38 protein-coding genes are annotated in these 20374 nt (G+C 66.3%); 4 read left to right on the top strand and 34 right to left on the bottom strand.

Going from position 1 to position 20374, the window contains the following annotated elements; translation table 11 throughout:
- Positions 1-24 precede the first annotated feature (24 nt).
- From HMPREF1529_RS10825 to HMPREF1529_RS10680, 29 genes are all read right to left on the bottom strand, one after another.
- Entirely contained in the window at positions 25-864 is an 840-nt protein-coding gene (locus HMPREF1529_RS10825; protein WP_016464848.1) for a nucleotidyl transferase AbiEii/AbiGii toxin family protein, read from the bottom strand.
- Entirely contained in the window at positions 854-1510 is a 657-nt protein-coding gene (locus HMPREF1529_RS16140; protein ID WP_016464847.1) for a type IV toxin-antitoxin system AbiEi family antitoxin, read from the bottom strand. The genes HMPREF1529_RS10825 and HMPREF1529_RS16140 overlap by 11 nt, the downstream gene beginning before the upstream one ends.
- A gap of 293 nt (positions 1511-1803) precedes the next feature.
- Complete coding sequence (locus tag HMPREF1529_RS15380; protein ID WP_016464846.1) at positions 1804-2832, bottom strand: hypothetical protein; 1029 nt, start codon at positions 2830-2832, stop codon at positions 1804-1806.
- Positions 2833-3433: 601 nt separating this feature from the next.
- The gene (locus HMPREF1529_RS10810) at positions 3434-3889 is read right to left on the bottom strand and encodes a hypothetical protein (protein WP_016464845.1); all 456 of its coding nucleotides are present in this window, start codon (positions 3887-3889) and stop codon (positions 3434-3436) included.
- Complete coding sequence (locus HMPREF1529_RS10805) at positions 3886-4143, bottom strand: hypothetical protein (RefSeq protein WP_016464844.1); 258 nt, start codon at positions 4141-4143, stop codon at positions 3886-3888. Before HMPREF1529_RS10805 ends, HMPREF1529_RS10810 begins: the two co-directional genes overlap by 4 nt.
- 211 nt (positions 4144-4354) lie before the next feature.
- A complete protein-coding gene (locus HMPREF1529_RS10800) occupies positions 4355-4672 on the bottom strand; it encodes a hypothetical protein (RefSeq protein WP_016464842.1) in 318 nt (105 codons plus the stop codon).
- 2 nt (positions 4673-4674) lie between these two features.
- On the bottom strand, positions 4675-5223 hold the full coding sequence (locus HMPREF1529_RS10795) for a hypothetical protein (RefSeq protein WP_016464841.1): 549 nt from the start codon (positions 5221-5223) through the stop codon (positions 4675-4677).
- Positions 5224-5266: 43 nt separating this feature from the next.
- Positions 5267-5557: a hypothetical protein gene (locus tag HMPREF1529_RS10790; RefSeq protein ID WP_016464840.1), complete on the bottom strand. Its 291-nt coding sequence runs from the start codon at positions 5555-5557 to the stop codon at positions 5267-5269.
- Positions 5554-6117 carry a hypothetical protein gene (locus HMPREF1529_RS10785; protein WP_016464839.1) on the bottom strand — a complete coding sequence of 188 codons (564 nt, stop codon included), beginning with the start codon at positions 6115-6117 and terminating at the stop codon, positions 5554-5556. Before HMPREF1529_RS10785 ends, HMPREF1529_RS10790 begins: the two co-directional genes overlap by 4 nt.
- 203 nt (positions 6118-6320) lie before the next feature.
- Complete coding sequence (locus tag HMPREF1529_RS10780; protein ID WP_016464837.1) at positions 6321-6773, bottom strand: hypothetical protein; 453 nt, start codon at positions 6771-6773, stop codon at positions 6321-6323.
- Between the two features lie 19 nt (positions 6774-6792).
- Positions 6793-7089: a hypothetical protein gene (locus tag HMPREF1529_RS10775; RefSeq protein WP_016464836.1), complete on the bottom strand. Its 297-nt coding sequence runs from the start codon at positions 7087-7089 to the stop codon at positions 6793-6795.
- Positions 7089-7637 (bottom strand): hypothetical protein, encoded by a 549-nt coding sequence (locus HMPREF1529_RS10770; RefSeq protein WP_016464835.1) that lies wholly within the window; start codon positions 7635-7637, stop codon positions 7089-7091. Before HMPREF1529_RS10770 ends, HMPREF1529_RS10775 begins: the two co-directional genes overlap by 1 nt.
- Positions 7634-7807, bottom strand: coding sequence for a hypothetical protein (locus HMPREF1529_RS15915; protein ID WP_157533913.1), 174 nt, complete (start codon positions 7805-7807; stop codon positions 7634-7636). The genes HMPREF1529_RS10770 and HMPREF1529_RS15915 overlap by 4 nt, the downstream gene beginning before the upstream one ends.
- A 44-nt stretch (positions 7808-7851) precedes the next feature.
- Positions 7852-8085, bottom strand: coding sequence for a hypothetical protein (locus tag HMPREF1529_RS10765; RefSeq protein ID WP_016464833.1), 234 nt, complete (start codon positions 8083-8085; stop codon positions 7852-7854).
- Positions 8082-8555 (bottom strand): hypothetical protein, encoded by a 474-nt coding sequence (locus tag HMPREF1529_RS10760; protein WP_157533912.1) that lies wholly within the window; start codon positions 8553-8555, stop codon positions 8082-8084. Before HMPREF1529_RS10760 ends, HMPREF1529_RS10765 begins: the two co-directional genes overlap by 4 nt.
- A 24-nt stretch (positions 8556-8579) precedes the next feature.
- Positions 8580-8852 (bottom strand): hypothetical protein, encoded by a 273-nt coding sequence (locus HMPREF1529_RS10755; RefSeq protein WP_016464831.1) that lies wholly within the window; start codon positions 8850-8852, stop codon positions 8580-8582.
- Positions 8849-9676, bottom strand: a complete 828-nt coding sequence (locus HMPREF1529_RS10750; RefSeq protein ID WP_016464830.1) for a hypothetical protein — start codon at positions 9674-9676, stop codon at positions 8849-8851. The genes HMPREF1529_RS10755 and HMPREF1529_RS10750 overlap by 4 nt, the downstream gene beginning before the upstream one ends.
- 264 nt (positions 9677-9940) lie before the next feature.
- Positions 9941-10288: a hypothetical protein gene (locus tag HMPREF1529_RS10740; RefSeq protein WP_016464828.1), complete on the bottom strand. Its 348-nt coding sequence runs from the start codon at positions 10286-10288 to the stop codon at positions 9941-9943.
- A complete protein-coding gene (locus tag HMPREF1529_RS16135; RefSeq protein WP_016464827.1) occupies positions 10285-10461 on the bottom strand; it encodes a hypothetical protein in 177 nt (58 codons plus the stop codon). The genes HMPREF1529_RS10740 and HMPREF1529_RS16135 overlap by 4 nt, the downstream gene beginning before the upstream one ends.
- Positions 10462-10478: 17 nt before the next feature.
- Complete coding sequence (locus HMPREF1529_RS10730) at positions 10479-10790, bottom strand: hypothetical protein (RefSeq protein ID WP_016464826.1); 312 nt, start codon at positions 10788-10790, stop codon at positions 10479-10481.
- A complete protein-coding gene (locus HMPREF1529_RS10725; protein WP_036283322.1) occupies positions 10787-10987 on the bottom strand; it encodes a hypothetical protein in 201 nt (66 codons plus the stop codon). Before HMPREF1529_RS10725 ends, HMPREF1529_RS10730 begins: the two co-directional genes overlap by 4 nt.
- A gap of 431 nt (positions 10988-11418) precedes the next feature.
- The gene (locus tag HMPREF1529_RS10715) at positions 11419-11688 is read right to left on the bottom strand and encodes a hypothetical protein (RefSeq protein ID WP_016464823.1); all 270 of its coding nucleotides are present in this window, start codon (positions 11686-11688) and stop codon (positions 11419-11421) included.
- A 21-nt stretch (positions 11689-11709) separates the two neighbouring features.
- On the bottom strand, positions 11710-12003 hold the full coding sequence (locus HMPREF1529_RS10710) for a hypothetical protein (protein WP_016464822.1): 294 nt from the start codon (positions 12001-12003) through the stop codon (positions 11710-11712).
- Complete coding sequence (locus HMPREF1529_RS10705) at positions 12003-12224, bottom strand: hypothetical protein (protein ID WP_016464821.1); 222 nt, start codon at positions 12222-12224, stop codon at positions 12003-12005. Before HMPREF1529_RS10705 ends, HMPREF1529_RS10710 begins: the two co-directional genes overlap by 1 nt.
- Entirely contained in the window at positions 12221-12469 is a 249-nt protein-coding gene (locus HMPREF1529_RS10700; RefSeq protein WP_016464820.1) for a hypothetical protein, read from the bottom strand. The genes HMPREF1529_RS10705 and HMPREF1529_RS10700 overlap by 4 nt, the downstream gene beginning before the upstream one ends.
- Entirely contained in the window at positions 12466-12603 is a 138-nt protein-coding gene (locus HMPREF1529_RS15910; RefSeq protein WP_016464819.1) for a hypothetical protein, read from the bottom strand. Before HMPREF1529_RS15910 ends, HMPREF1529_RS10700 begins: the two co-directional genes overlap by 4 nt.
- Positions 12604-12649: 46 nt before the next feature.
- Positions 12650-12961 (bottom strand): hypothetical protein, encoded by a 312-nt coding sequence (locus HMPREF1529_RS10695; RefSeq protein WP_016464818.1) that lies wholly within the window; start codon positions 12959-12961, stop codon positions 12650-12652.
- Positions 12961-13461, bottom strand: a complete 501-nt coding sequence (locus HMPREF1529_RS15905; RefSeq protein WP_016464817.1) for a hypothetical protein — start codon at positions 13459-13461, stop codon at positions 12961-12963. Before HMPREF1529_RS15905 ends, HMPREF1529_RS10695 begins: the two co-directional genes overlap by 1 nt.
- Before the next feature lie 519 nt (positions 13462-13980).
- Positions 13981-14325 carry a hypothetical protein gene (locus tag HMPREF1529_RS10680; RefSeq protein ID WP_016464816.1) on the bottom strand — a complete coding sequence of 115 codons (345 nt, stop codon included), beginning with the start codon at positions 14323-14325 and terminating at the stop codon, positions 13981-13983.
- A gap of 120 nt (positions 14326-14445) precedes the next feature.
- Here HMPREF1529_RS10680 and HMPREF1529_RS15900 point away from each other — a divergent pair, with 120 nt between their 5' ends.
- Complete coding sequence (locus HMPREF1529_RS15900; RefSeq protein ID WP_101306127.1) at positions 14446-15123, top strand: hypothetical protein; 678 nt, start codon at positions 14446-14448, stop codon at positions 15121-15123.
- Positions 15124-15168: 45 nt separating this feature from the next.
- A complete protein-coding gene (locus HMPREF1529_RS10670; RefSeq protein WP_016464814.1) occupies positions 15169-15621 on the top strand; it encodes a hypothetical protein in 453 nt (150 codons plus the stop codon).
- Between the two features lie 54 nt (positions 15622-15675).
- Here the strand turns inward: HMPREF1529_RS10670 and HMPREF1529_RS10665 are convergent, their stop codons facing one another.
- From HMPREF1529_RS10665 to HMPREF1529_RS10640, 5 genes are all read right to left on the bottom strand, one after another.
- Positions 15676-16329 (bottom strand): hypothetical protein, encoded by a 654-nt coding sequence (locus tag HMPREF1529_RS10665; protein ID WP_016464813.1) that lies wholly within the window; start codon positions 16327-16329, stop codon positions 15676-15678.
- 1006 nt (positions 16330-17335) lie between these two features.
- Complete coding sequence (locus HMPREF1529_RS10655; RefSeq protein WP_016464811.1) at positions 17336-17605, bottom strand: hypothetical protein; 270 nt, start codon at positions 17603-17605, stop codon at positions 17336-17338.
- On the bottom strand, positions 17598-18194 hold the full coding sequence (locus HMPREF1529_RS10650) for a hypothetical protein (RefSeq protein WP_016464810.1): 597 nt from the start codon (positions 18192-18194) through the stop codon (positions 17598-17600). The genes HMPREF1529_RS10655 and HMPREF1529_RS10650 overlap by 8 nt, the downstream gene beginning before the upstream one ends.
- The gene (locus HMPREF1529_RS10645; protein ID WP_016464809.1) at positions 18191-18511 is read right to left on the bottom strand and encodes a hypothetical protein; all 321 of its coding nucleotides are present in this window, start codon (positions 18509-18511) and stop codon (positions 18191-18193) included. Before HMPREF1529_RS10645 ends, HMPREF1529_RS10650 begins: the two co-directional genes overlap by 4 nt.
- 22 nt (positions 18512-18533) lie before the next feature.
- On the bottom strand, positions 18534-18785 hold the full coding sequence (locus HMPREF1529_RS10640; protein ID WP_157533911.1) for a hypothetical protein: 252 nt from the start codon (positions 18783-18785) through the stop codon (positions 18534-18536).
- Between the two features lie 186 nt (positions 18786-18971).
- On the opposite strand from HMPREF1529_RS10640, the gene HMPREF1529_RS10635 reads away from it, so the two are divergent.
- Positions 18972-19271 carry a transposase gene (locus tag HMPREF1529_RS10635; RefSeq protein ID WP_016464807.1) on the top strand — a complete coding sequence of 100 codons (300 nt, stop codon included), beginning with the start codon at positions 18972-18974 and terminating at the stop codon, positions 19269-19271.
- Positions 19268-20128: an IS3 family transposase gene (locus HMPREF1529_RS10630; protein WP_016464806.1), complete on the top strand. Its 861-nt coding sequence runs from the start codon at positions 19268-19270 to the stop codon at positions 20126-20128. The genes HMPREF1529_RS10635 and HMPREF1529_RS10630 overlap by 4 nt, the downstream gene beginning before the upstream one ends.
- Positions 20129-20374 lie beyond the last annotated feature (246 nt).

The following is a 20374-nucleotide window of genomic DNA, read 5'->3' as shown; positions in this document are numbered from 1 at the left end:
TTCACACATGCACGGCGGTATCAGCTACCCGAGGTCGTTGAGCGCCGCCTGGACCATCTCTGCGGCCTCGCGCGGCCTCACTCCGACGATGCATTGATGATCGAGAGCTGCATCCCATTCAGCATCCGTCGGAACGCGCACGAATGAAATGCCGCGCGTGCTGGTGAAAGGACCGTACTTCCCAAAGAGTGCAGCTGCCTCTGGGGTGATGTTCCCCCTCTGGGTGAGAGCCCACAGATCGTAGAGATCGCGCGGAGCCTCCCGGTCGACCCACGCTGACAGCTTCGAGGCGACGAACCCCTCAGGCGTGAGAACTCGCATCCGTGCCGGTGGGGCGTCCGCGTAGCGCTGCTCGATGTCGACGACCTCGGTTGGCCACGGAGGATAGCCTTCCGCTGACAGCAGCTGAATCTGCACTCGGATGCCGCCGGCGGTCATCACCGAAGGCTCCGGATGCCGCGCGTCTCGCAGGCGTGGAGTGAACGTCACGCGCCCGAAGGGCCGACGAAGTGCACGATCCAACGACTGCTCAATTCTGTCGGAGATTTCCCCGCGGTCGCCGAGGGCGATGAGATCGATGTCTTCGGAGAGCCGAAGGTCGGTCAGGAGGGTCCGTGACAAGGCCGTGCCGCCGAAGAAGACCACGTCCTCCGTGCCCGAGTTCGCGATCGCCGCCAGAGCGTGAGAGATCAGATGATCGCGCTTCACCTGCTCCGGGCCGACACCGAACTGGAACTCGACGTCGAGCATCTGATCCTCGACGCTGACCGGGCCCTCCCCTGCAAGTGGACTCTCCGGCGCCGGGTTCTTCGCGACGTCGAATCGTCCGTCGCCGGTTCTGGGGTGCTTCGACTCATCCCACATGGGCGTCCCTTCCCAACCATTCGAGCATGGCCTTGGCCGGCTGATTGACTCGCTTCGCAGCGCGGAGAACGTGCTGGTAGTCAGCGGGGTTCGCACGGGCAGCGAGGTTGCGAGTCGCTACGTCAACCTCGTCCCGAGCGAGGTTGGCGTGCTTTCGCATGAGGAGATCGAACAGTGTTTGCTCCGGCGTCGTCACAAGTCCTCGTCCGAGTTCCGTGTCCTCGCGGATGAGGTCCAGGCGTTCCATGTCGCGGGGGACGAAGCGGACGCGGCCGCCGGTTTCCAGAGTGATCGGCGCATAGCCGGCGGCCGGGACGGCCACCGTTGCTTCCCCGATCGCGCGCGGGACGGCAGCCCAATGACGTGCTGCGCTGATGCCGGTGAGAGCAACGTCGTCCACACCGTGGCGGGCGGTGGCGACGGCGAGGGCGGCCGCTTCGAGTGTGGGACGCCAACGATGCGCATCCCGACCTCCGGGTGGCGCGACGTATACGCCGTGCGTCAGCTTCCGCAACGCTCCCCGATCGACGAGCCGCTCGATGGTTCGCCAAGTATTCGCCTTGTCATCATCTTTCACGTCCCGAAGGCGCAGCGCACGCAGGGGCGCAGCCTCGAACTGCCGCAGTACACGAGTGTCGTCGACCATTGCCCCTCCTTCACTTATCGTGAATATACCACCACAGTAGATTTTCGATAAGTCTAACGTGCGCTCCACATGCACGGCGTTGCACTCATGGGGGTTTCCTCAAGGAACTCCGCCAGGGCCGCACTCAGGGTCGGGTCGTCGTGTGACGCGCCGCCGGGGCGCGACGGTATGTACGGGAGGGCGGCGCCAAGGTGGCACCGTAATCCGGTTGGCTTCGCGTAGCTTCCGCGCGCGCAGGGCGACGAGGCATCACAGAACCGTGCGAGGCTCCTTCGCCTCATCCACGAAAGCGATCACGATCGCGGGCCTTCGACGGCGAGTTTCTGACGCCCCTCCAGCTGAGCGACGGCTCGCGGCGGGACGTGCACCGATTCGAGCGACTCGATCAGCTTGAGAGCGCGCCGGTAGGAGAGGCTGCGCTCGGTCTGAGATGCGGCGCTGTTCTCCGCGAGGTCGAGAAGGGTGCGGATCTCCTTGATGAGCGTCCGCTCCGCGACAGGGATGCCCTTCTGTCCGAGCCGGCGCGCATTCCGCTCTGCGGCATCCCACGCGAGGTTGAACTCGACGACGGCCTTCGGGTAGGGAAGCTCGAGGAGGTCAGTGTCTTCTGAGAGCGCGATGGGCAGTTCGCCAGCCGTGTCACGCAGGACGCCCGCAGCCCGCATCGCCAGAAGCATCCGGTAGGTCTCCGGGACATTCGGGTCAGTGAGAGCTGGGTGGAAGAACAGCGAGTCCCAGTTGGTCTCCGAGTGGAGGATCTTCCGGAGCAGCTCGTCGTGGCGATCATGGAACCCCTGCCATGCGGCGGTGAGCCGGTCGCGCGTCGCGCGCTCCGTGGCAGCTTGCGTGCGGGATGCCCGGATGCTGCGACGGGCGCGGCCGGTGACGTGGGAGCTGAGAGCGATGAGCGCAACCACCAGGATCAGAGCCGCGACGATGCCGAGGACGGTGAGGAGCCACGTCAGGTCGCCGGTCGTCTGCGAAGGCGGGCTCGTCGGCGAGGGTGTGGATGTCGGCAGGGCGCTCGGTGACGACGACCCAGAAGGTTCCGGCTGAGGGTCGTCGGTGCCCGCGATGGCGTTCGCGATGCTGTTCACGATCGTTGGCAGGAACGCTCCCGCAGCGACTTGCAGCGCACCGGAGATGAGGAGCGGGGTGCCTCCCCCGTACGAGCCATCTCGCATCCACCGGGTCGCTCCGATGATCATCGAGAGGAGGCCGACGCCGATGAGGATCACGCTGAGGACGGGAGTGACCATGCTGAGGGCCTTGAAGAAGGTGTCGACGACCAGGCCGGTCGTGTCGACGGAGATGCATCGCATGAGGGCCACATGCACGGTCGCCGGCCAAGCCCGACACGGCCCAACCGCTGATGTCGATGTCGGGCTGGAGAGTTCGCTACTCCCGACTGGGATCGCGGGCCTCCAGCCCGACAAGCCCGACAAGCCCGCGTTTGCCGAGCGACCTATACGGAGACACAGAGAAGGACCCCTCCCTCTATCTATCTCTCTATCTACGTTAGGTAGATATATAGATATTTGTCGGGCTGGAGGCTCTCGATCCCCTCCGATCCCAGTCGACGCAAGGGAACTCTCCAGCCCAACACGTGTCGGGCTTGGTCGGGCTCCAGCCCAACAGAATGTCGGGCTGGAGGCGAAAATCATCCCTATTGGACACAGATGTGTCCGGTACATTCCGGAAATCAGATCGGCGAAATCTTCCCCAAGATCACCACGCGGACAGCCGGGTATCGTCAGACGGGGACCCGATCACCGCAGCATGCGTGCTCGTCACCGTGCTCAGCTAGCGTCAGCCGGCAGTAGTGGGGGCACTTCCAGCCGTCGTCGGTGACGTCGAGTTCCGGTGTGCCACCCCACTCGAACCCGCACACGAGATCGGGGGTCTTCTCCCGCCGGGATCTGCTCACTGGTCGTCTTCGGCCGGGACGAACAGCACGCGGATGAAGCCGTTCTCCCGCCGGGCCGCGCCATAGTGGATCGACGCTGCGGCGACCTGTCGGGAGTCGAAGGTGTCCTCGCCGTCGTTGCGGTCGGAGGGGTCGAGCAAGCTCCAGCCACGGCCGAAGCGCTCGTAGTAGCTCCGCTGGCGGATCGTCCAGTCAGCCTTGATCTCGTTCACCTCGACAACCTGCACGAGGGCACCGTCGGGAAGCTCGTCGAGCAGCGCAGCGACAGCGTCGCGTGCGGCGATCTGATCGAGTGCGGGGTCGCCTGCGAGGGTCTCGGCCACGGACAGCACACGCGGCTGTGCGGCCCGGAGTGCGTCTCGCGCTTCCGAGTAGAGCGTGGTCCGAGTCAGGTCGTCCGGGTCACTGCAGGACATCCGGTGTGCGCGGTCGAGCTTGTCGATAATGGTCATGATGCGATGGTGTTCCCGTCGTAGTCGGCTGCTTGTCCGCGCAGCGCTTCTCGTGCTGCGGCTGTCTCGAGATCGCGCTGCCGTCGGCGGCGGCGGTCCAGCGCCAGGTCGATGGCCAGTGCGGATCCGGTCGTCACGGCGGCCGTGACGACGATGAGGACGATCCGCTCCGGGGAGCCGTGCTCGAGGCCGAGAGCGTTTCCGAGCAGCTGCGAGATCGCGACGCTGAGGAGTGCGGCGATGGCGTAGATCATGCGGTGACTCGTTCCTTCGTGGGTGTCCAGGTGGCGGCGTCGTGCTTGGCCTGACCGCAGGCGCAGCGGTGGGTGCGGACGTGCGCGGAAGCGTGATGGCCGGCGAGCTTCGCGCACGCGTGCGGGATCTCGACTCGGTGCCTGTTGACCTGAGCGGTCTCCGTCCAGCGTTCGTCGCAGGTGGCGTGGGCGGGTGTGGTGGAGTTCGCCATCACGCCGCCCGGGGCGCGAGACGGGCGATGTAGGCGCGTGCGGCTTCACCGTGCTCGGCGTGATCCGCGTGCTCGCGCGCCCATTCGGCGTAGTCGTCGGCGCCGATGCCGTCGTCTCCGTATCCGTCGAGCCAGTCGAACACGGTGCTTGTGATCGCGACGCACCCGGTGCACTGGACCCAGTCGTACACGCGACCGTCGAAGACGTACGTCGACCGCTCGTACTCGTCACCGGGGTGCACGGCCCATGCGTTGCAGGAGCTGCACACGTGGGCCTTGCGTGCACGGACGGTCTTCCGGGAAAGCAGTTCGGGCATGGTCACTCCCACCAGACCTGGCCGGCCACGTAGCCGAGCGACTCCTGCGTGACGCCGGCGGCGCGCCAGCGGCGCATCTGCTCAGCCATCTCGCCCAGGGTCGGGGCCTCCGTAGGCGCCGGCACTTCTTCATGTCGGGGCTGCGCCTCGTCATCGGACGCCGTGAGCTCGGGTGCAGCGCCGGCCTTCAGCGTGTTGTAGGCCTCGCCCAGCACATCCAGGTCTTCGACCTGGCTCGGCGTGATTCCCACGCGTCCGACCGTGAGTCGCTGCACGATTCGAGTGAGGAGGTCTGCGCTGATCTCCGGAGTGCGCGCCGGGATGGTGAGCGGCCGGAAGGCACCCAGGATCTGATCGCGGGGGAGGTCGATCATGATGAAGCGCTCCGCGACAAGGTCGCTCCCCCACGCGTCACGTTCCGTCTGGCAGGCGAGGACGAAGCCGTTGGGGTTCGCGTCGACCGCGTACTCGTCCCACGCCGCCATCAGCTCGGGTACGTCGTTCTCGTAGCCTTTGCGAATTCCCCACAGGGTGTGGATCTGGATCGTCATGGCGGCCTTTCTGTCGGGGGCGCTCACCACATGCACGGTTCGGTCAGAAAGCGCGCTTGTCGTAGTCGGGCGGATCTGAGCGAAGTGGATCTTTCCAAGCGAGACCGGCAGCTATCGCACGCGCCAGAGATTCGAGCCCGGTGCCGAAGAAGCAGTACCCCCGCTCAGCGGTTGCGCGCTGAGTGGGAAGCGTCGAAACCAGGCGCCAGTTGAACAGGTACCGCCACACCTCCACGACGTGCTCATCCGATACCTGCACCCGGAAGCCGTTGTCGATGCGAGTGATCCGATCGTCCTCGGAAAGCGGCGCATCGCTGGGCGGGCGTGTATTCATGCTTCGCCGATGACTGGCTGACCAGGCATGCCGGTCCCGGTCGGTTGCAAGTCGCAAGCAGTCACGGGCGGCCTCGACAACATCGAGTGGTTGAAGGTCTCCAGCCCGTCGATGAGGCTGTCCGACGCTTCGCTGACGAGCCGTTGGCCGCTCCTCAGCGCGCTCTGCCATTCGGAGACGCCGCGCACGTAGCCGCCGCCAGGCGACGGGAGGTCTGCCCAGTCGAGCGCCTGCACCGCCTCGCCGAGGTATCTCAGGGCGCGGTTGACGTGCTCGATCTGCTGCGCGTTCAGGGTGGGCAGCCGTTCGACGTCGTCGATGCTGATCCCCAGCGTGCCGGCGCCCTCCGCGGTGAGCCGGACGGCAGTGGTCTTGTCCCCCGTCGGCACGCGCTCGATCAGGCCACGCTTCTCCAACGCAGACGCGGTGCGCACCGGGACCTCGCCCGCTTCGAGGTTGGCGTGCCGGCGGACCAGGGCGGTCCGGTTCGTTGCGAGGACGCGCAGCGCATCCCACATCATCTCCGTGATGCCCTCGTCCTGCGTCGTCTCGTCAGACATCGACCACTCCCTTCGATTCGTCCCGCTCGACGCACCAGGTGCACCGTCGAGCACGGGTGAACGGCGGCATACCGAACCCACGGACCATCTCGTCGGACGGGAAGTACGTGATCACCATCACGCGATCGCCGGGACGGATGGTGGAGGCGTGGGCGAAGTCACTGCTGCACCGTCCGCCCTTCCGAGCACGGACGATTTTCCGGCTAGGCATCGGTAGGCCTTGTGACGCGACACCGGTCGAACAGCGTCCACGGGATGAGGCCTACCGCGGCGCCGTCGGCGGTCCGGTAGGTGACGCCGTCGTTGTCGACGCCAGTGACGACGACGGGCGGCATGAAGCCGGTGAGGAGCCAGTCCCCGCGGGCGGCAGTGCGCCAGCCTGCGGTCTTTCTCGCGAGCGCACCGGCGAGGTACTCGTCCACGGCACCGGCCGTGTCGACGAGTGCGACATCCGTTGCCTGGCCGCGTCGCAGGCGAACTTCCAGGCTCACGCGCCGCTCGTCCTCGTCCCGGACGGCTCCTCGGATGGCGTCAGAAAACGCGAGCGCTGCATGCGGCGAGTAGGACCGACCGTCGATCTGAATGGCGCAGTCGACTTCGCTGGTCTGCCGACCGTGCTGGGCGACCAGAGGCATGATCGCAATCTCGTTGGTCATGCCGTCCACATGCACGGTCTCAGTTGAAGGGCGCCCACGAAGCCGTGACGTCGGCGGCGAGCCGCCAAACCAGCACGAGCTCGATCCCTTCGCGGTCGCTCGGATCCTTGGTCGCTTGCTCCTCAGCGAAGTGTTCTTGCGCGCGAGCCCACGCCTGGTCGGCGGCGCCCGACGGCGCGCCGGGGTATCCGCGCCAGAGCGGCTCGTGATCCCACAGTTCTCCCCCGCCTTCGCGGATGGCGGTGCCGTACTCGACGGGGATGGTGACGGTCTGGGCGCCGAGGGTTACGGTCGCCGCTGTCGGGAGCGCGGTCATCAGGCGGCTTGCTTCTCCGCAGCCGCCGCGTTGAACGCTTCACGGGCGGCGTGGTACTCGCTGGCGAGGATCTCGACCCAGCCCCCGTCAGCGATATCGGGCTGCTTCGTGCCGTCCTCGACGGGCGCACCGCTGAACCCCACGTAGACGGCGTCACCCCAGAGGAATGGCTGCGGGGTGTACAGCATGTGCTGGCCGTTCGGGAGGTATGGTCCACGCAGCATGTCCGGGAGACCGGGCAGTGACTCCTCGTCGAACCGGATCGCTTCGAACTCGTCATGCAGCGGGTCGTTCTTGAACGGGAGCCACCCATACCCGGCGTACCCACGCTTCCATCGTCCTGTCGTGGGCTTCGTTCCGGCCGCGATCGCGCGGATGCGGTGCATGCCGGCGAACGCGCTCGGGTAGTAGCCGCCCTTCTCTGCGCCGTGGGCTTCGGCGAACGCGCACGCGGACGCGTGAAAGGCGCTGACACCTTCCACGTTACGGGCGACGGCAGCGATGACGTCGGGGTTGGTGGTCTTGGCGTACTGAGGGAAAGCGGTCATGCTGTCAGCTCCTTCGGCTGCGGATGGATGTCGGTCGGGCGGAGGTCGCCGCTGAGCGGGACCGGGCTTCCGAGGAAGTCGTGGGAGAACTGCGCGTCCTCGACGGTGAGTGTCCAGTCCGGTCTGGCGAGCATCATCCAGCGCGCCCGCTCCTTCTGCTGGTGTTGCACCTCGTACGGCGGGTATGCCGATTGCGGCTGAGTCCGGCGCGTGCTCACTGGGCACCGCCGAGCGCCCGGCATCGGAGGAACGCTTCACGCACCGCGAGCCGCTCCCGTTCAGCCCGGGCCCGTGCGTCGTCAGCGATCTGCCCCCGGATCGTGGCTTCACTGCGTCGGGCGATCTCGAGCCTGAGTCCGAGCTCGCGGACACGACGCAACTCACGGTCGAGACGTCTCTTGAGCGCCCGCTCGCGTCGGTTAGAGTGCAGCGGCGTGAAACTGATCATGACTTCACCGACGCGAGGTCGACCCAGTTGTTCGACGGCAACCTCGTAAGCAGACGGAATGCGCCGCCGTCCCAGATCAGGCGGATGTCCTGCGAGGTGGCGTGCGCGCCCTCCCCGACGATGACGGAGATTGTGGAATAGCTAGCCGGTTTGCTCGGCTCATCCATCGGGAACCCCAGCTCGCGCACCTGTTGGACTGTCAGCTGTGTCCCGTACACGTCCTCGATCTGCGACCGATAGTTCTCCGCACGGGTCTGTCTCTCCTCGCTCAGGCCTATGGAAGCCGTGGTGACTGCGGAAAGGAGGACGAGCACAAGGCCACCCAAGATCACAACGGCCTTGCCGCCGCGACGAGCACCCTCTGGGAAACGCACAGTGGCCACGATGAATGCGATGGCAGCAGCGGAGCCCAAGATGAGCGCCACAACAACCATGGGCGAGCTCTGAGGTGCGTCAAAGAAGCTGATCATGGTCCCCACATGCACAGTGGTCCATCAGATGCCGTCGGGGCCGCGGTCAGTCTCCCGGTGCACGGCCTGCCAGTGCCCAGCGAACGCGGCGCGGAGCTCGCACAGGAGGAAAGAATCGTCGAGGACCAGATCGCACCTCGCGCAGAGTGCGCGGTAGAGGTGGTCGGTGATGTTGCCGGGTCCCCAGACTTGCTCCCTCCACCACAGCCCGATTGGCTTGCCGTCGATGCGGATCGTGTTCGGCGAGTTGAAGAGTCCGGAGTAGTCCCGGCACATCGTGGGACGGACGTTCTTCATCCGACGGATCCGGGCAGAGTCAGGCAGAGCGGACCGCACAGCGGGCCTTCGCCCGTGTGGGGCGGGACGCCGGCGTCGCATCCGGGGCATCCGGAGAGGCGGGCGTCGGTGTCGGGCTCCTCGAGCATGTCGCGGGCGAGCTGGAGCATCTGCACGAGGTCGAACAGTCCGGGCCGTTCCTGCGGGTCGGGGTCGTTCAGCTTCGACAGCAGCTCGGTGATGGATGCTGCCACCGCGGTGCGGGAGGTGGCGATCGCTGCGGCGTGCTCATCGGCCTCGTCGGCGTGCACGGCGCGGATCGCGCGGACGAACGCCGGGTTGGAGGCGATCTCGTTCCAGGTGTTCCAGGCGGCCGTCCGGTTCGTTACGCAGGGCTCGATGGCGGATACGGCCGCTTCGATCAGCATCCGTCGCTCTTCCGCCTCGGTCAGCGGCGGTGCGTGACGGACCGCGACCAGGGGTCCCCACTTCTTCTCGACGTGCTCGCGGCTGAACGGTGCGGTCTCCGGGGAGTGCATTCGACCGTCCTCGCCGAGACGCCAGATGTCGCCGTGCCGGTCCCTCCACGCGACGGGCTCCGCGTCATGAGTGGTGAACATCTCCCCGAACGTGTCCCGGTGGTCTTCGTGTCCGTCATCGTCGAGGACGCAGCGGGATCCGTGTGCCGTCGCGGCCGCGTGCGGGTCGCGCGCCTCGCACCTGCGCGCCGGCGGGGTCCAGCCGCACCCGCCCTGGCAGGATGCGTCGTCGTTGCAGTGCGCGCGAGGGCCGCAGAAGCACTGCCCGTGGGTCTCATGGCCCATGATCGTGAAGTCGTCGCTCATCCGAGGCCATCCCCTTCGCCGAATGCGTACTCATCGCCGCCGGAGCCACGGCTGGACCGGTGGGCCTTCGCGCCGACGTTGTACTTGTCGTAGTATCCGGTCCGGTTCCGCACCTTCGCCCGGCGGCGGCCCTCAGCAGAGCGGACCGGCCAGGCTGCGGTCCGGTGGCCGGTCTCGGCGCGGTGCGCTGCCGCGGCGGCGTCCCCGATGAGTTTCGGGTTGCACCCGACCTGCAGGCAGCGGCGCCGGTTCGGCTGTGCACGCTCACCCACGGGCGTCGCCACCGATGGTCGGGCGGACCATCTCGAGGACGCGGTCGGCGTGGTGATGGAACTTGTCGCCCTGGTTCTCGCAGTAGTTCACGATCCGGGCGAGCCCCTCCTCCGCCGCCGACAGCCGCGCGTTCGAGTCCTGAAGCATTCCGAGTGCGTCATCGCTGATGTCGCCGAGGATGCCAGCCACCCACCGCCCGTCGAGCTTCCCGACCTCAACGCCAGCAGTGAACCCGGCGTTGAACGGAGCTCGCGCGTCGTAGCGGTCCGTCGGCTGATAGTCCGCGCCGTCCCGGAACTCTCCCCATGCGGCATCTCGCGCCGCGGCATGCTCAGTCATCGCGGGCCACCTCGCTTTGCCTTCCGGCGCTTCGCGAGCGCCTTCACGTGCTTCGGGTCCTTGCGGTGCGCTTCGGCTTCCCGCCGCTTCTGCTCCTCTTCGGAGATCCGTGGCCGCGCGTTGTAGCGGGCGAACGCGGCGATGGTCGCGTCGAACTGGGCGTCGGAGGTCATGTCTCCCACATGCACGGTCAGACGAGGCCGGCTGCGCGAGCGCGCTCGAGGGAGTCGTCGAACTCGGTCCACCCGCAGAGGAAGCCGCTGGTGCACTCCGCCCACCCGTCGGATGCACGCAGGGTCTCCTGGCCGCAGTGGGGGCAGAGCATGACGGCTGTCCACGGCTTCGTGGTAGATGCCTCGTTGACGGGCATCGTCCCCATGTCGATGCCTTCGTCGACGGCGCGGATCGCCGCTTCGAGGGATGGCATGCGGTGCACGGTCACGGTTTCGACGACCACGCGCGTGCGGGTGACGCGGTACGAGCGGTTCTCCTCGGCGGTCACTGCGCGGCCCTCGTCCACCCGTCAGCGAGCATTACCTCGGCGATGTGGGCGTGGAGCTCCCGCTCCCAGAACACCTCCGGAGCGTCCCCGCAGGTGCATCCGTTGGGGCCGGACATGTGCTGCTTGAGGACTTCGATGATCGCCTCGGCATCGGTCGTCTTGTCGGTGCTCGGCGCCGCGGCAGGTGTGCTGGTCATGCCCCTCACATGCACGGTGGCGCGGTCCGAGCGTGGGTGCGGCGAAAGTGCGCGACGAGTTCGGTCGCGGCGTCTCGCTGACCGAATTCGATGCTGCTCTCCCAGTAGCAGGGCTCGAACGCCTCGGTGGCATCGCCCGTGCAGACGGCGAACCACTGGCGTCGGTTCGCGTACCGCTTCTCCTTGTGCAGCCGCCCGATGACGCCCACGGGAGCGAGAACGACCAGCCGGCGAGCACGCGACTTGTCGCGGACCAGGCGCGCGTCAGCTGATATCGGTCGGAGTGTGCGTGACGCAGTGCTTGGTGCCGCGTCGTGGGAGCGCCCGGCACTCGCGCCGGTGGCCGCTCCGGCGATCGATGACACCGAAGTGGGCGCACCCGCGCGAGCGTCCGACATCGGGGCGCGGCATCCAGTCCCAAGGGACCGCCATCACTCGACCTCCGCGAACCAGTGCTCACAGCGGGCGACATCGGGTCCGCCGTCGGGGTCGGGGTGGCGGACGTTCTTCAGGATCGGCTCGTCGGGCGCGTCCTTCCGTGCCCAGATCGTCTCGATCCGCGGCTCACCGTACGTCCCGCCGATGTCCGTCAGGGACGAGTAGACGAAGCGCTCCTCCCCCATCAGCTGCAGGTGCTCTTCGCTCTCCTCGCAGGAGATGCCCTTCCACCGGATGCGGGGTTCGCGCTCGTCGTCGGTCATACCCTCCACATGCACGGTAGGTCAGCGTCGCCGCGATCCGTGCTCGAGGATGGCCGCCGTCACCGCGCGGCCGACCTGCGTAGCGAACAGACCGTCGTTCGCGTCGCCGACCATCTGCTGCGAGCAGCGGACACCGTCGACGACCACGACCACCTCGATGGCGCTCGACGTGCTCGTCGAACGAGACTGCTGACGGACCAGCGGAGGGACCGATCCCGACTCCCCGCGCGGCTCACCCCGCGCAGGCTTCAAACCACCGACGCACCAGCTCGGGTCGTACGGGTGCGGTGGCCCATCACAGACGCAGAGTGTCATCAGCTGTCCTTCCCATCCTCCGCGCGGATCCATGCGACCGCCTCGCGGAGGGTCGGGAACGACGTGAGCCCATCGAGCACGACGTCTCCGTGCTCGTCCGCCTCCCCCAGCTCCCACAGCCACCGGCTCCCGCCGCGCGGACCCTCCCGCTTCCACTCGGTGCGGATGATGTACCAGTGGCCAAGGAGGTAGCGACCGGCGGAGATCTTTGACAGCTTCACGACTCGGCGCGTCTCTGCTCGTCGCGGACGAGCTTGTCGAACTGCATCCCGCCCGGGCGGCCGAACACGACCTTGCCGCGGAACGCGATGTGCGCCGCATCCGCGATCTTCAGCTGCCGACGCTTCCGACCGCTCGCAGGCAACGGTTCGAGGTACCACTTCCCCGTCCGGTCGTAGCGGGCGATCTCACTGCCGTCCGCCGCCCAGCCGTGGACGGTGCGGTTGTACGGGTCCTTCGTGCTCATCCTGCGGTCCTCTCCTCGGGGACGGTCATCAGCTGCCGGTCGACGAACTCAGGTTCCCAGCGCACGGGGATCGTGGCGGTCGCCCCGTGCCGGTGCTTCACGATCTCGAGCGCTCCCTCTCGCAGCACGAGCACGATATCCGCGTCCTGCGCGGCCTTAGCCGATAGCTGTACCCGACGCTCATGCGATCGATCCCTCGGCCCTGGGGACGTCCACCACCGGCGCGGGTTCGCTCTTCTCGCCTCTGATCAGATCCGCGAGGGCGTTGCCGTATGCGGTGAGCGCGTCGTTGACGGCCTGCTGCTCGACGAGGTTGTGGCGACCAGGCCGGTCCGCCGTCTCGTCCATCGCCATGATCGCGGCGGCCAGGTCGATGCGGGCATCAGACTCCGCTTGCAGGAGGTCACGGTTCTGCGCACGTGCGAACGCGAGCCGATTCATCGCCGACACTCGCTCCCTGGTCCAGTTCGCCAGCTGCGGTTCCTCGGCCATCAGTGCGCCCTCCCGCCGGCGAGCACCTTCAGCGTGCCGCCATCGTCCTGCACGGCAAGCGACGCGCCCACGATCTCGTACCGGCGCGCGAACGCGCGGCCCGTTCCATCGATGACTTCGACGCGGTCGATCCGAGACAGATCGGGGGCATGCAGTGTCTGATGGGCGACGTCGCGCTCGGCGATGATGCGAAGAACGTGGGCCGCGATCTCCGCGGCGCGGCGCTCCGCCGGCACCATTGCAGGGTTCAAAAGGATGTCCAAGGCGCCGTGCAGAGCGTCGCCGATTCCCTCGTTCTCCAACTCGGCGATACGTGCGCTGACGAGCTGCTCGTGCGTGGACTGCTCGGCGAGAAGTCGGGCATCCTCTTCCGCGATGGTTTCGGGCTCCTCACGGAAGGTACGAGTTTCGCCACACGCGCACCGCTGACGGACGATGCCGTCTTCGACTTGTTCTTCATCCCAGTGATGGGCATCCTCGTGGACGGTGCAGATGTTCATGATGCTCACATGCACGGTCCGATCGGCTAGGAGTCACTCGGGGTGCGATGCGTCTGCGATTTCGCGATGGTCACGGAGCGCGGTCACAACGTGACGCATTGTCGGACCACTGAACGATGTGCTGCAACTCGCGCAGCTGGCGGTCCAGCGTGACCCGTCTCGGCGCGCGGATCCGTAGGTTCGGCCGCCCGCCGCCGCCGATACGACTCCGTCCCGAGAGATAGCCAGCCGGGGAACACCGATACCCATCAGGCGGAGTCCCGGCCAGTATCCTGCTCAGGACCGCACGGCCCGGAGTGGCCCAGCGGCTGCCTGCAATAACCCCAGACGACCCGGTCGCCAGGGTGAAGTCGCTCCCAGACTTGCAAGCACTGGCTCACCGCCGCCCACCCCGCTTCGCCTTCCGGCGTCGCGCAATCGCCACCTGGTGCAGATGATGCCGTCGCGCTGACTCAACAGCTGCGGACGTGTTCCGGGCGAGGGTCATTCGCTGGTACTCAGGCGAGCAGATGTCGGGATTCATCGCGCATCCTCGACGCCAGTAGCCACCGGTGCGGAAGGGTCCGCACTGAAGACCACCTCCAAGATGACTCGAGCTTGTTCGCGCCACTTCCACTTGGCGATCCAGACAGGGTCCGGATCATCCCATGGCACGTTCTCACCCCGCGCGAACGACCAGAAAGGACCCAGCGAGTAGAGGTAAGCAGCCAGTCGTTCGACGGTCTGCTCATCCGACGCGCGAAGACGTTCCACCTCTCGCAGCCCACGGGTGAGGGAAGCTCGATCGTAGAACTCATCGTCGGTCGGCACCAGATAGTGCTTCTCGAAGACCTCCAACAGCTGCTGGTCACTGAAATCTGCCATGAGCTGCACATGCACAGTTCCCGAGCGACCCAACGCTTCCGCAACCGATCCGCCGGACACCCACACGCGCAGACACGTCGGCGGAAGGCTTACGAGCGGCTCATCGATAGTGTTCGAACTATGTCGAACGTGTCTCAACCCACAGCGTTTCTCACAGCCACGCGCAAGTTGCCCGATGACCTCTCCATTGGCGAGTACGCCGAGCTGGTTCGATCCTTGAGCGGCATCGTAGGGGTGTCCGCTCGTGCGAACGGTGTAGACGACTCAAGGTGCACTGTCACACGAACCCGTTACGGCAGTGACTTCCTTGTCGTGATTGCCATCCCAGGGGTCATCGCAACAACGATTCTGGCGGTAGCCAAGGCTGTGGAGAAGCTATCGGCGGCCGCCAAGAACAGCGCGGCGGCGGAGCGTGAGCAAGCAGCGATCGAACTGGACGCCGCCCAGGCCCGCAAGATCGACGCTGAAGCCAGCAAGATCCGGGCCGAAACGAAGCTGCTGACTCTTGAGCACGAAGAACGCGCGATGGCGTTACAGCGAATCACCGAACTGTACGCGCCCGGCGCCGAAGCGCTCGATGTGCTGATGGATGATCCCGAAGTGCCGCCGCAGCTCGCCGAGGAGTTGAGGCGGTCACGCCGACGGGTTAACTACTGGCGTGAGAACGTCGTCGATCAACTCGGAAACTCGATGGCTGTCGTTGCCGCCTACGACATCAACCTGAAGGTCGAGCGAGCCGGAGTAGATGGGGCGCAGGAGACGCTCCCTCCGGCGAAACGGCTCCCACACGCCGACTGACCTCATGATCGTCGCCACTTTCGGTCCGAGGGTACGCTCGCGACCATGACACTCTCAGACTGGATCGCACTCGTCGCGTTGCTCGTCGCGGTCGGCTCGCTTGCGGCTGCGTGGCGAGCGGACCAGCGAGCGGGCGATGCCTTCCGGTTGCAGGATCGCATCGATGCTCGAGAGCGTGAGTTTCGCGCGGTCAGCTGGCACGGGAAGTGGGCAGATGATGTGTCGGCCGCGGATCCGCCGACGTTCGAGTTGACCAACACGGGTCTCACCGCCGCGCAAGACGTCACACTGGTGATCGACTTTCCGCGAGGGCCACAGGCGTTCCGTCTTGGGAACATCGAGGCCGGCGCCTCGGCACGCGCAGGCCTCCATTCGCAGCTGAGCGGCACAATCGCAGCGGCCGTCCTCGACAGGCGCGACACGCGGTTCGATGTGCACTGGTCCAGTCCGCTCGGCCAGGCAGACAGCTTCCATCACCCCGGTCTTCAGCTGTACTGACCTGCCACCACACCCGCAACGAAAAACGTCCAGCATCAAGCGCGATGCTTCAGATCAGTTGAGTCCAAGCTCCTTCTCGTAGCTCGAACGAGTCAGGTACTCCGGCACTCCGACACGGCGGAGCGAGTCTGCGCGATCATAGGCGCTCCGCGGCGTCGCTGAAGGATCACGGGCCGCCCACAGCAGATCCATGTCGATGTTCTGGAGGATCGCGCGAACCGCCTTCGGACCCGACGGAGTGTCATGGTTGCGCACGACCCCGGCCTCGTACGTGGCGAGCTGGCGAAGCTGAAACACCTCACGGTACGCGTAGCAGACTGCGAGACGAAGGACAGGGTTGTTCGCCTCTCCGGTGGGCGTGAGCACGGGGACCACGAAACGGGAAGGCAGAGAGATGCCTTCGATCTTCGGCGCCTGCTCGACTCGACGCTTCTCACAAGCGGTGATGACACGGTCCACATCGCCGGATGCGGCGCGAACCAGGAGCGACACCTGCAACTCCCCAGATTGGCGGCGGGAGCGGGCGAACCCCGCGTACGAAAGGGCACGCTTCAGCTCAAGCGCGGCGTGCGCGAACACACTGCGGAGCGCGTACACCTGGTCGAGCGCGGAACTCAGCGTCGACGCGAGAGCTACATCGGGGACACCCACAAGCCGTTCGGATTCATCCTGCACGTCCCACGTCACGATCGCTTGTCCGGCAGTCACGACAGCACCTTACCGGCGGCCATCGTGGCAACCGCGTCCACGATGGCACGCTCCGCTGTGTGCGGCAGGCGGATGCCGTCGACGTGACCGGGCGTGCGCGAAGCGAACGTGGGCAGCGACTTCTCGATTCGCTCACAGGCCGGGCACTTCGGTTTCACCGTGTTCGCACGCCAGATTTCCGGGAAGGTCGCCGAGAACCCACACAGTGTGTCCAGCGCGCCTCGTCGCGCGAGGTGACGCTTGACCCCCGACGGCCCGAACTCCTTGGCCGAACACGCAACCCACCTTGGTTCATCGGTAGTCCTCATGAGGAACACATGCACGGTGTCGGCGTAAGGGATACCCGGGTACTGCACGCGCTCCGCCCGCCCCCACCTGTCCGCGAGCGTCCCTCGCGGCACGGCGGTCTAGCGCGGTCAGCAGATAGAGCATCTCTCGTTCAGTCGTCATTGACGACAGGATCACCCCATCTCGCTACCTGCGGGACACCGGACGCCTCCAGCTGGTCGCGCAGGCGATCGAATACGTCACGGCGGGCTTTATGCCACTCTGCCGCTTCGAAGCCAGACCCCCGCACGCACCGAGTTGAGGTGGATCCGCAGTCAGGACAGGGCACCTGCGACAGATGCGGCTCGACCGTGAAGTGTGAGCACCGACACGCCGCACACCACTCGCTTACGAGCGGACGCCCGAGCGTGTCGATGAGCTGCGACTTGGTTGCCTCGAACTCGTCCCACGTGGCCGGGCATGGGAGCGGCTGGATCGTGGTCATCGTTCGCTCACACCATCCCCCAGCGTCTCGCTCATCGTTCGATCCTGCGGCGGGGTGTGGGCCGTGAGCCTTGTCGAGCAGCACGCCGCGACGTGCATGATTCCGGGTGTCGTGTGGCATGGGCAGTCGCACGTCGGCGTGCGGACCATCGGTTCGGCCGATTCCTGGTCCTCGCGATCCAGCGGGCAACGCTAGCCGAGAAGCAGACGAAGTCGTGGATGTGCGGCAGGTCGTTCACTCCGAACCTCCCGGTTGCGCCGCTGTACGTCCTGGGATGATGCCCTCACCGAACCACTCCCACGCCTCGGCGCTGGCGCACTCCTTGACGGAATACTGCGAACCGACATTGGCATGCTGTCCATCGGCGGTCACGAGATCCCATGAGAAAGCGCCCTCGCGGCGCTGCCAGAATCCGGCGTAAGTGCGCTCGACGCGGTATTCACCCGGCTCGATGTGACCTTCCGCGATGAGGCGAGCAATGAGGCGATCGCTGGGCTTAGCCATCGTCGGCCCCCCGTCCGGCCGATCGGTGAGCCATGTCGACCTCGGTCTTCTGCACGGCGCGAGCGATCGAGACGACGATCGGCAGGGGCATCGCGAGAGCGGTTCGCCGCGTTGGCTTCACGGCGGCGCGCAACGACGTGCCATGCGGCACGAGAAGTCCCCATCCGTCCGGCAGATCATCACGGACGATGCTCCGGTCGGCGGCGACAAGCCAGAAGTAGTGGCAGTACCGCGCCCAGGCTTCGGCCTTCTCCGGGTCGCGCAGCTCCGTGAGCCAGTCTGAGCGCGACACCTTCACCTCGAAGCCGTGGACGGACTGCCGCTCGCCCCAACGGGTGTCGAGGCGCTCGGGCTCGGTCAACTCGGCGTGCGGGACTCCCCACGTGTCAAGCACGATCGCGTCTGCGATGCGATCGCCACCCCAAGCACCGGGCTTTGTCGCGACGTGCTCCGCGATCGCGAACTGCCGACCCACGTAGGGTCCGTTCTTATACGTGCGCCCGTACCGGACGCGCAGCCGATCCAGCATCGAACGCTCCGTCTCCCGCGCCGGCACCGGCTGAGGCGGGGATGCAAGCTCGATCGTCATTGCTGGTCCTGTTCCCTGTGGCCTGCGGAACTTGACTCGATCCCGATCGACTCAACGGGGCCAGCCTCGCCTTGGACCGGATTGTGCGGTTCAAGCAGTTCGAGCACCCGCCGCCCTTTCGGTGTCAGCCCGCCGCGGTAGCGCTTCGTCTTCGCCCACGGGGCGACACGCTCGAACCACACGAGGCCACGGTTGGCCAGTGCGTGGAGGGTGCGGCCGTCGACCCCGTTGAACTCGTTCCCGCCCCGCTCATCGAAGACGATCAAGGCGGAGGCGTTCACTCGCGTGTAGCGGTCGATCTTCGGGCTGTCATCCATGCCCTCCACATGCACGGTCGGGTCAGCGTTGTCCGACCGGCCTCAGATGCTCGATCGTCAACGGGTCGAGGATGATCCAGTCCTCGCGTGGCGCGTATGTCGGATCGATGGCGTGCAGGTCCGCGTTGAACAGCGCCCGAACACCCCTATAGCGGTCAACCGGGTCGGGGCCAACGCCCGCACCGGGCGAGATGTCACCCTCCACGATGACGAGAATGGCCTGGATGTACGACCACGATCGTGAACCCGCGACCGTAGTAGCCATTGCCTTCACTGCCGGAAGCTTCCACCACGGTGGCTGAGGCGCCCTGCGCGTAGACATTGAGCTCCAGGCGCGCCATGGCGTCGTCGCCGAAGCGGTCCGCGCGATCGTCCACCACCTCTACGCGGGTGATGGAGCTGAACCCGGTCTTGTGGACACCTGATCTGAGCGGCGAGAGTCGTTCGTGAAGGAGTCATCATGCCTGTAGCTCACCCGGTGGAGTTTCGTCGGAGGGCAGTCGCGCTCGCGCGGTCCAAGGAAAAGCCGATTGCGCAGCTCGCGGCCGATCTGGGAATCAGCGAGTCGTGTCTGCGCCGATGGATGAAGATCGCCGATGTCGACGAGGGCGTCCAGGAAGGCGTGACCTCGGACGAACGGGCCGAGCTGGTGCGGCTGCGACGCGAGAACCGGGTTCAGGCTGCGGAGATCGAGATCCTCCGGCAGGCGTCGGCGTACTTCGCTCGGGAGGTGGTCGGCCCAAAAGGGTCTTCCCGGTGATCGAGCACCTCGTGGCCACCGGGATCGACGCGGCCCTTGCCTGCCGGGTCCTGCGGGTCTCGCGGTCGGGGTTCTATGCGTGGAAGAGTCGCCTTCCCTCGGAGCGAGCACGCGTCGACGAGGAGCTGACGGTCACGATCATCCGCATTCACCGAGAATCTCGAACCAGCTACGGCGCGAGGCGCGTGCACGCGGAGCTGCGGCTCGGGTTGCAGATCCGATGCGGAAAGAAGCGGGTGGCCCGGCTGATGCGCCGGGCCGGGATCGCGGGGATCAGCCACCGCCGCAAACGCGGGAAGAATCGCCCGCTGCCGGCCCCGCACGAGGATCTCGTGAAACGCCAGTTCGTCGCGGACCGCCCGGACAAGCTCTGGGTCACGGACATCACGGAACATCCGACGAGGACCGGGAAGGTCTATTGCGCGGCCGTCGTGGACGTGTTCTCCCGCCGCGTGGTCGGGTGGGCGATCGCCGATCACATCCGGGCGGAGCTCGTCGTCGACGCGCTTGATATGGCGAGGTGGCGACGCAAACCCGAGCCTGGCACGGTGGTGCATTCGGACCGCGGATCCCAATACACCTCGTGGGTGTTCGGGCACCGGCTCCGTCAAGCAGGGCTGCTCGGATCGATGGGCCGGGTCGCGTCCAGCGTTGACAACGGCCTTATGGAGTCGTTCTGGTCGACGATGCAACGCGAACTCTTCGACCAGCAGGCTTGGCAGAGCCGAGACGAACTGGGGCAGGCGATCTTCGAATGGATCGAGGCCTGGTACAACCCGAAACGCCGCCACTCCGGCATCGGCGACGTCTCACCACTCGAGTTCGAGAACACCCATCACGCCGCCATCGCGGCATAATTCAACACACAACCCGTGTCCACAGAACCGGGTTCAGCTCCGATGACGTTCGGGAAGGCGGCGATCGCGTCGATTCCGAACTCCCCCGCCGGACACTCGGGGCAGCCCTCGTTCGCGAACACATGCAGCTCAGTGGCATCGTCCAGCGTGAGAATCGAGACCTCCCCGCTGCCCCCCCCTGCACACGTTCTGCACCGACGATCGCGTGCCCAACAATCGCTTCCGCGATAGACGTCACGTCGTCGT

Origin of the sequence: Microbacterium sp. oral taxon 186 str. F0373, from assembly GCF_000411455.1 — a bacterium.
Lineage (GTDB): Bacteria > Actinomycetota > Actinomycetes > Actinomycetales > Microbacteriaceae > Microbacterium.
The sequence above is the reverse complement of the archived record's forward strand: the minus strand, read 5'-3'. Positions and strand labels throughout refer to the sequence as shown.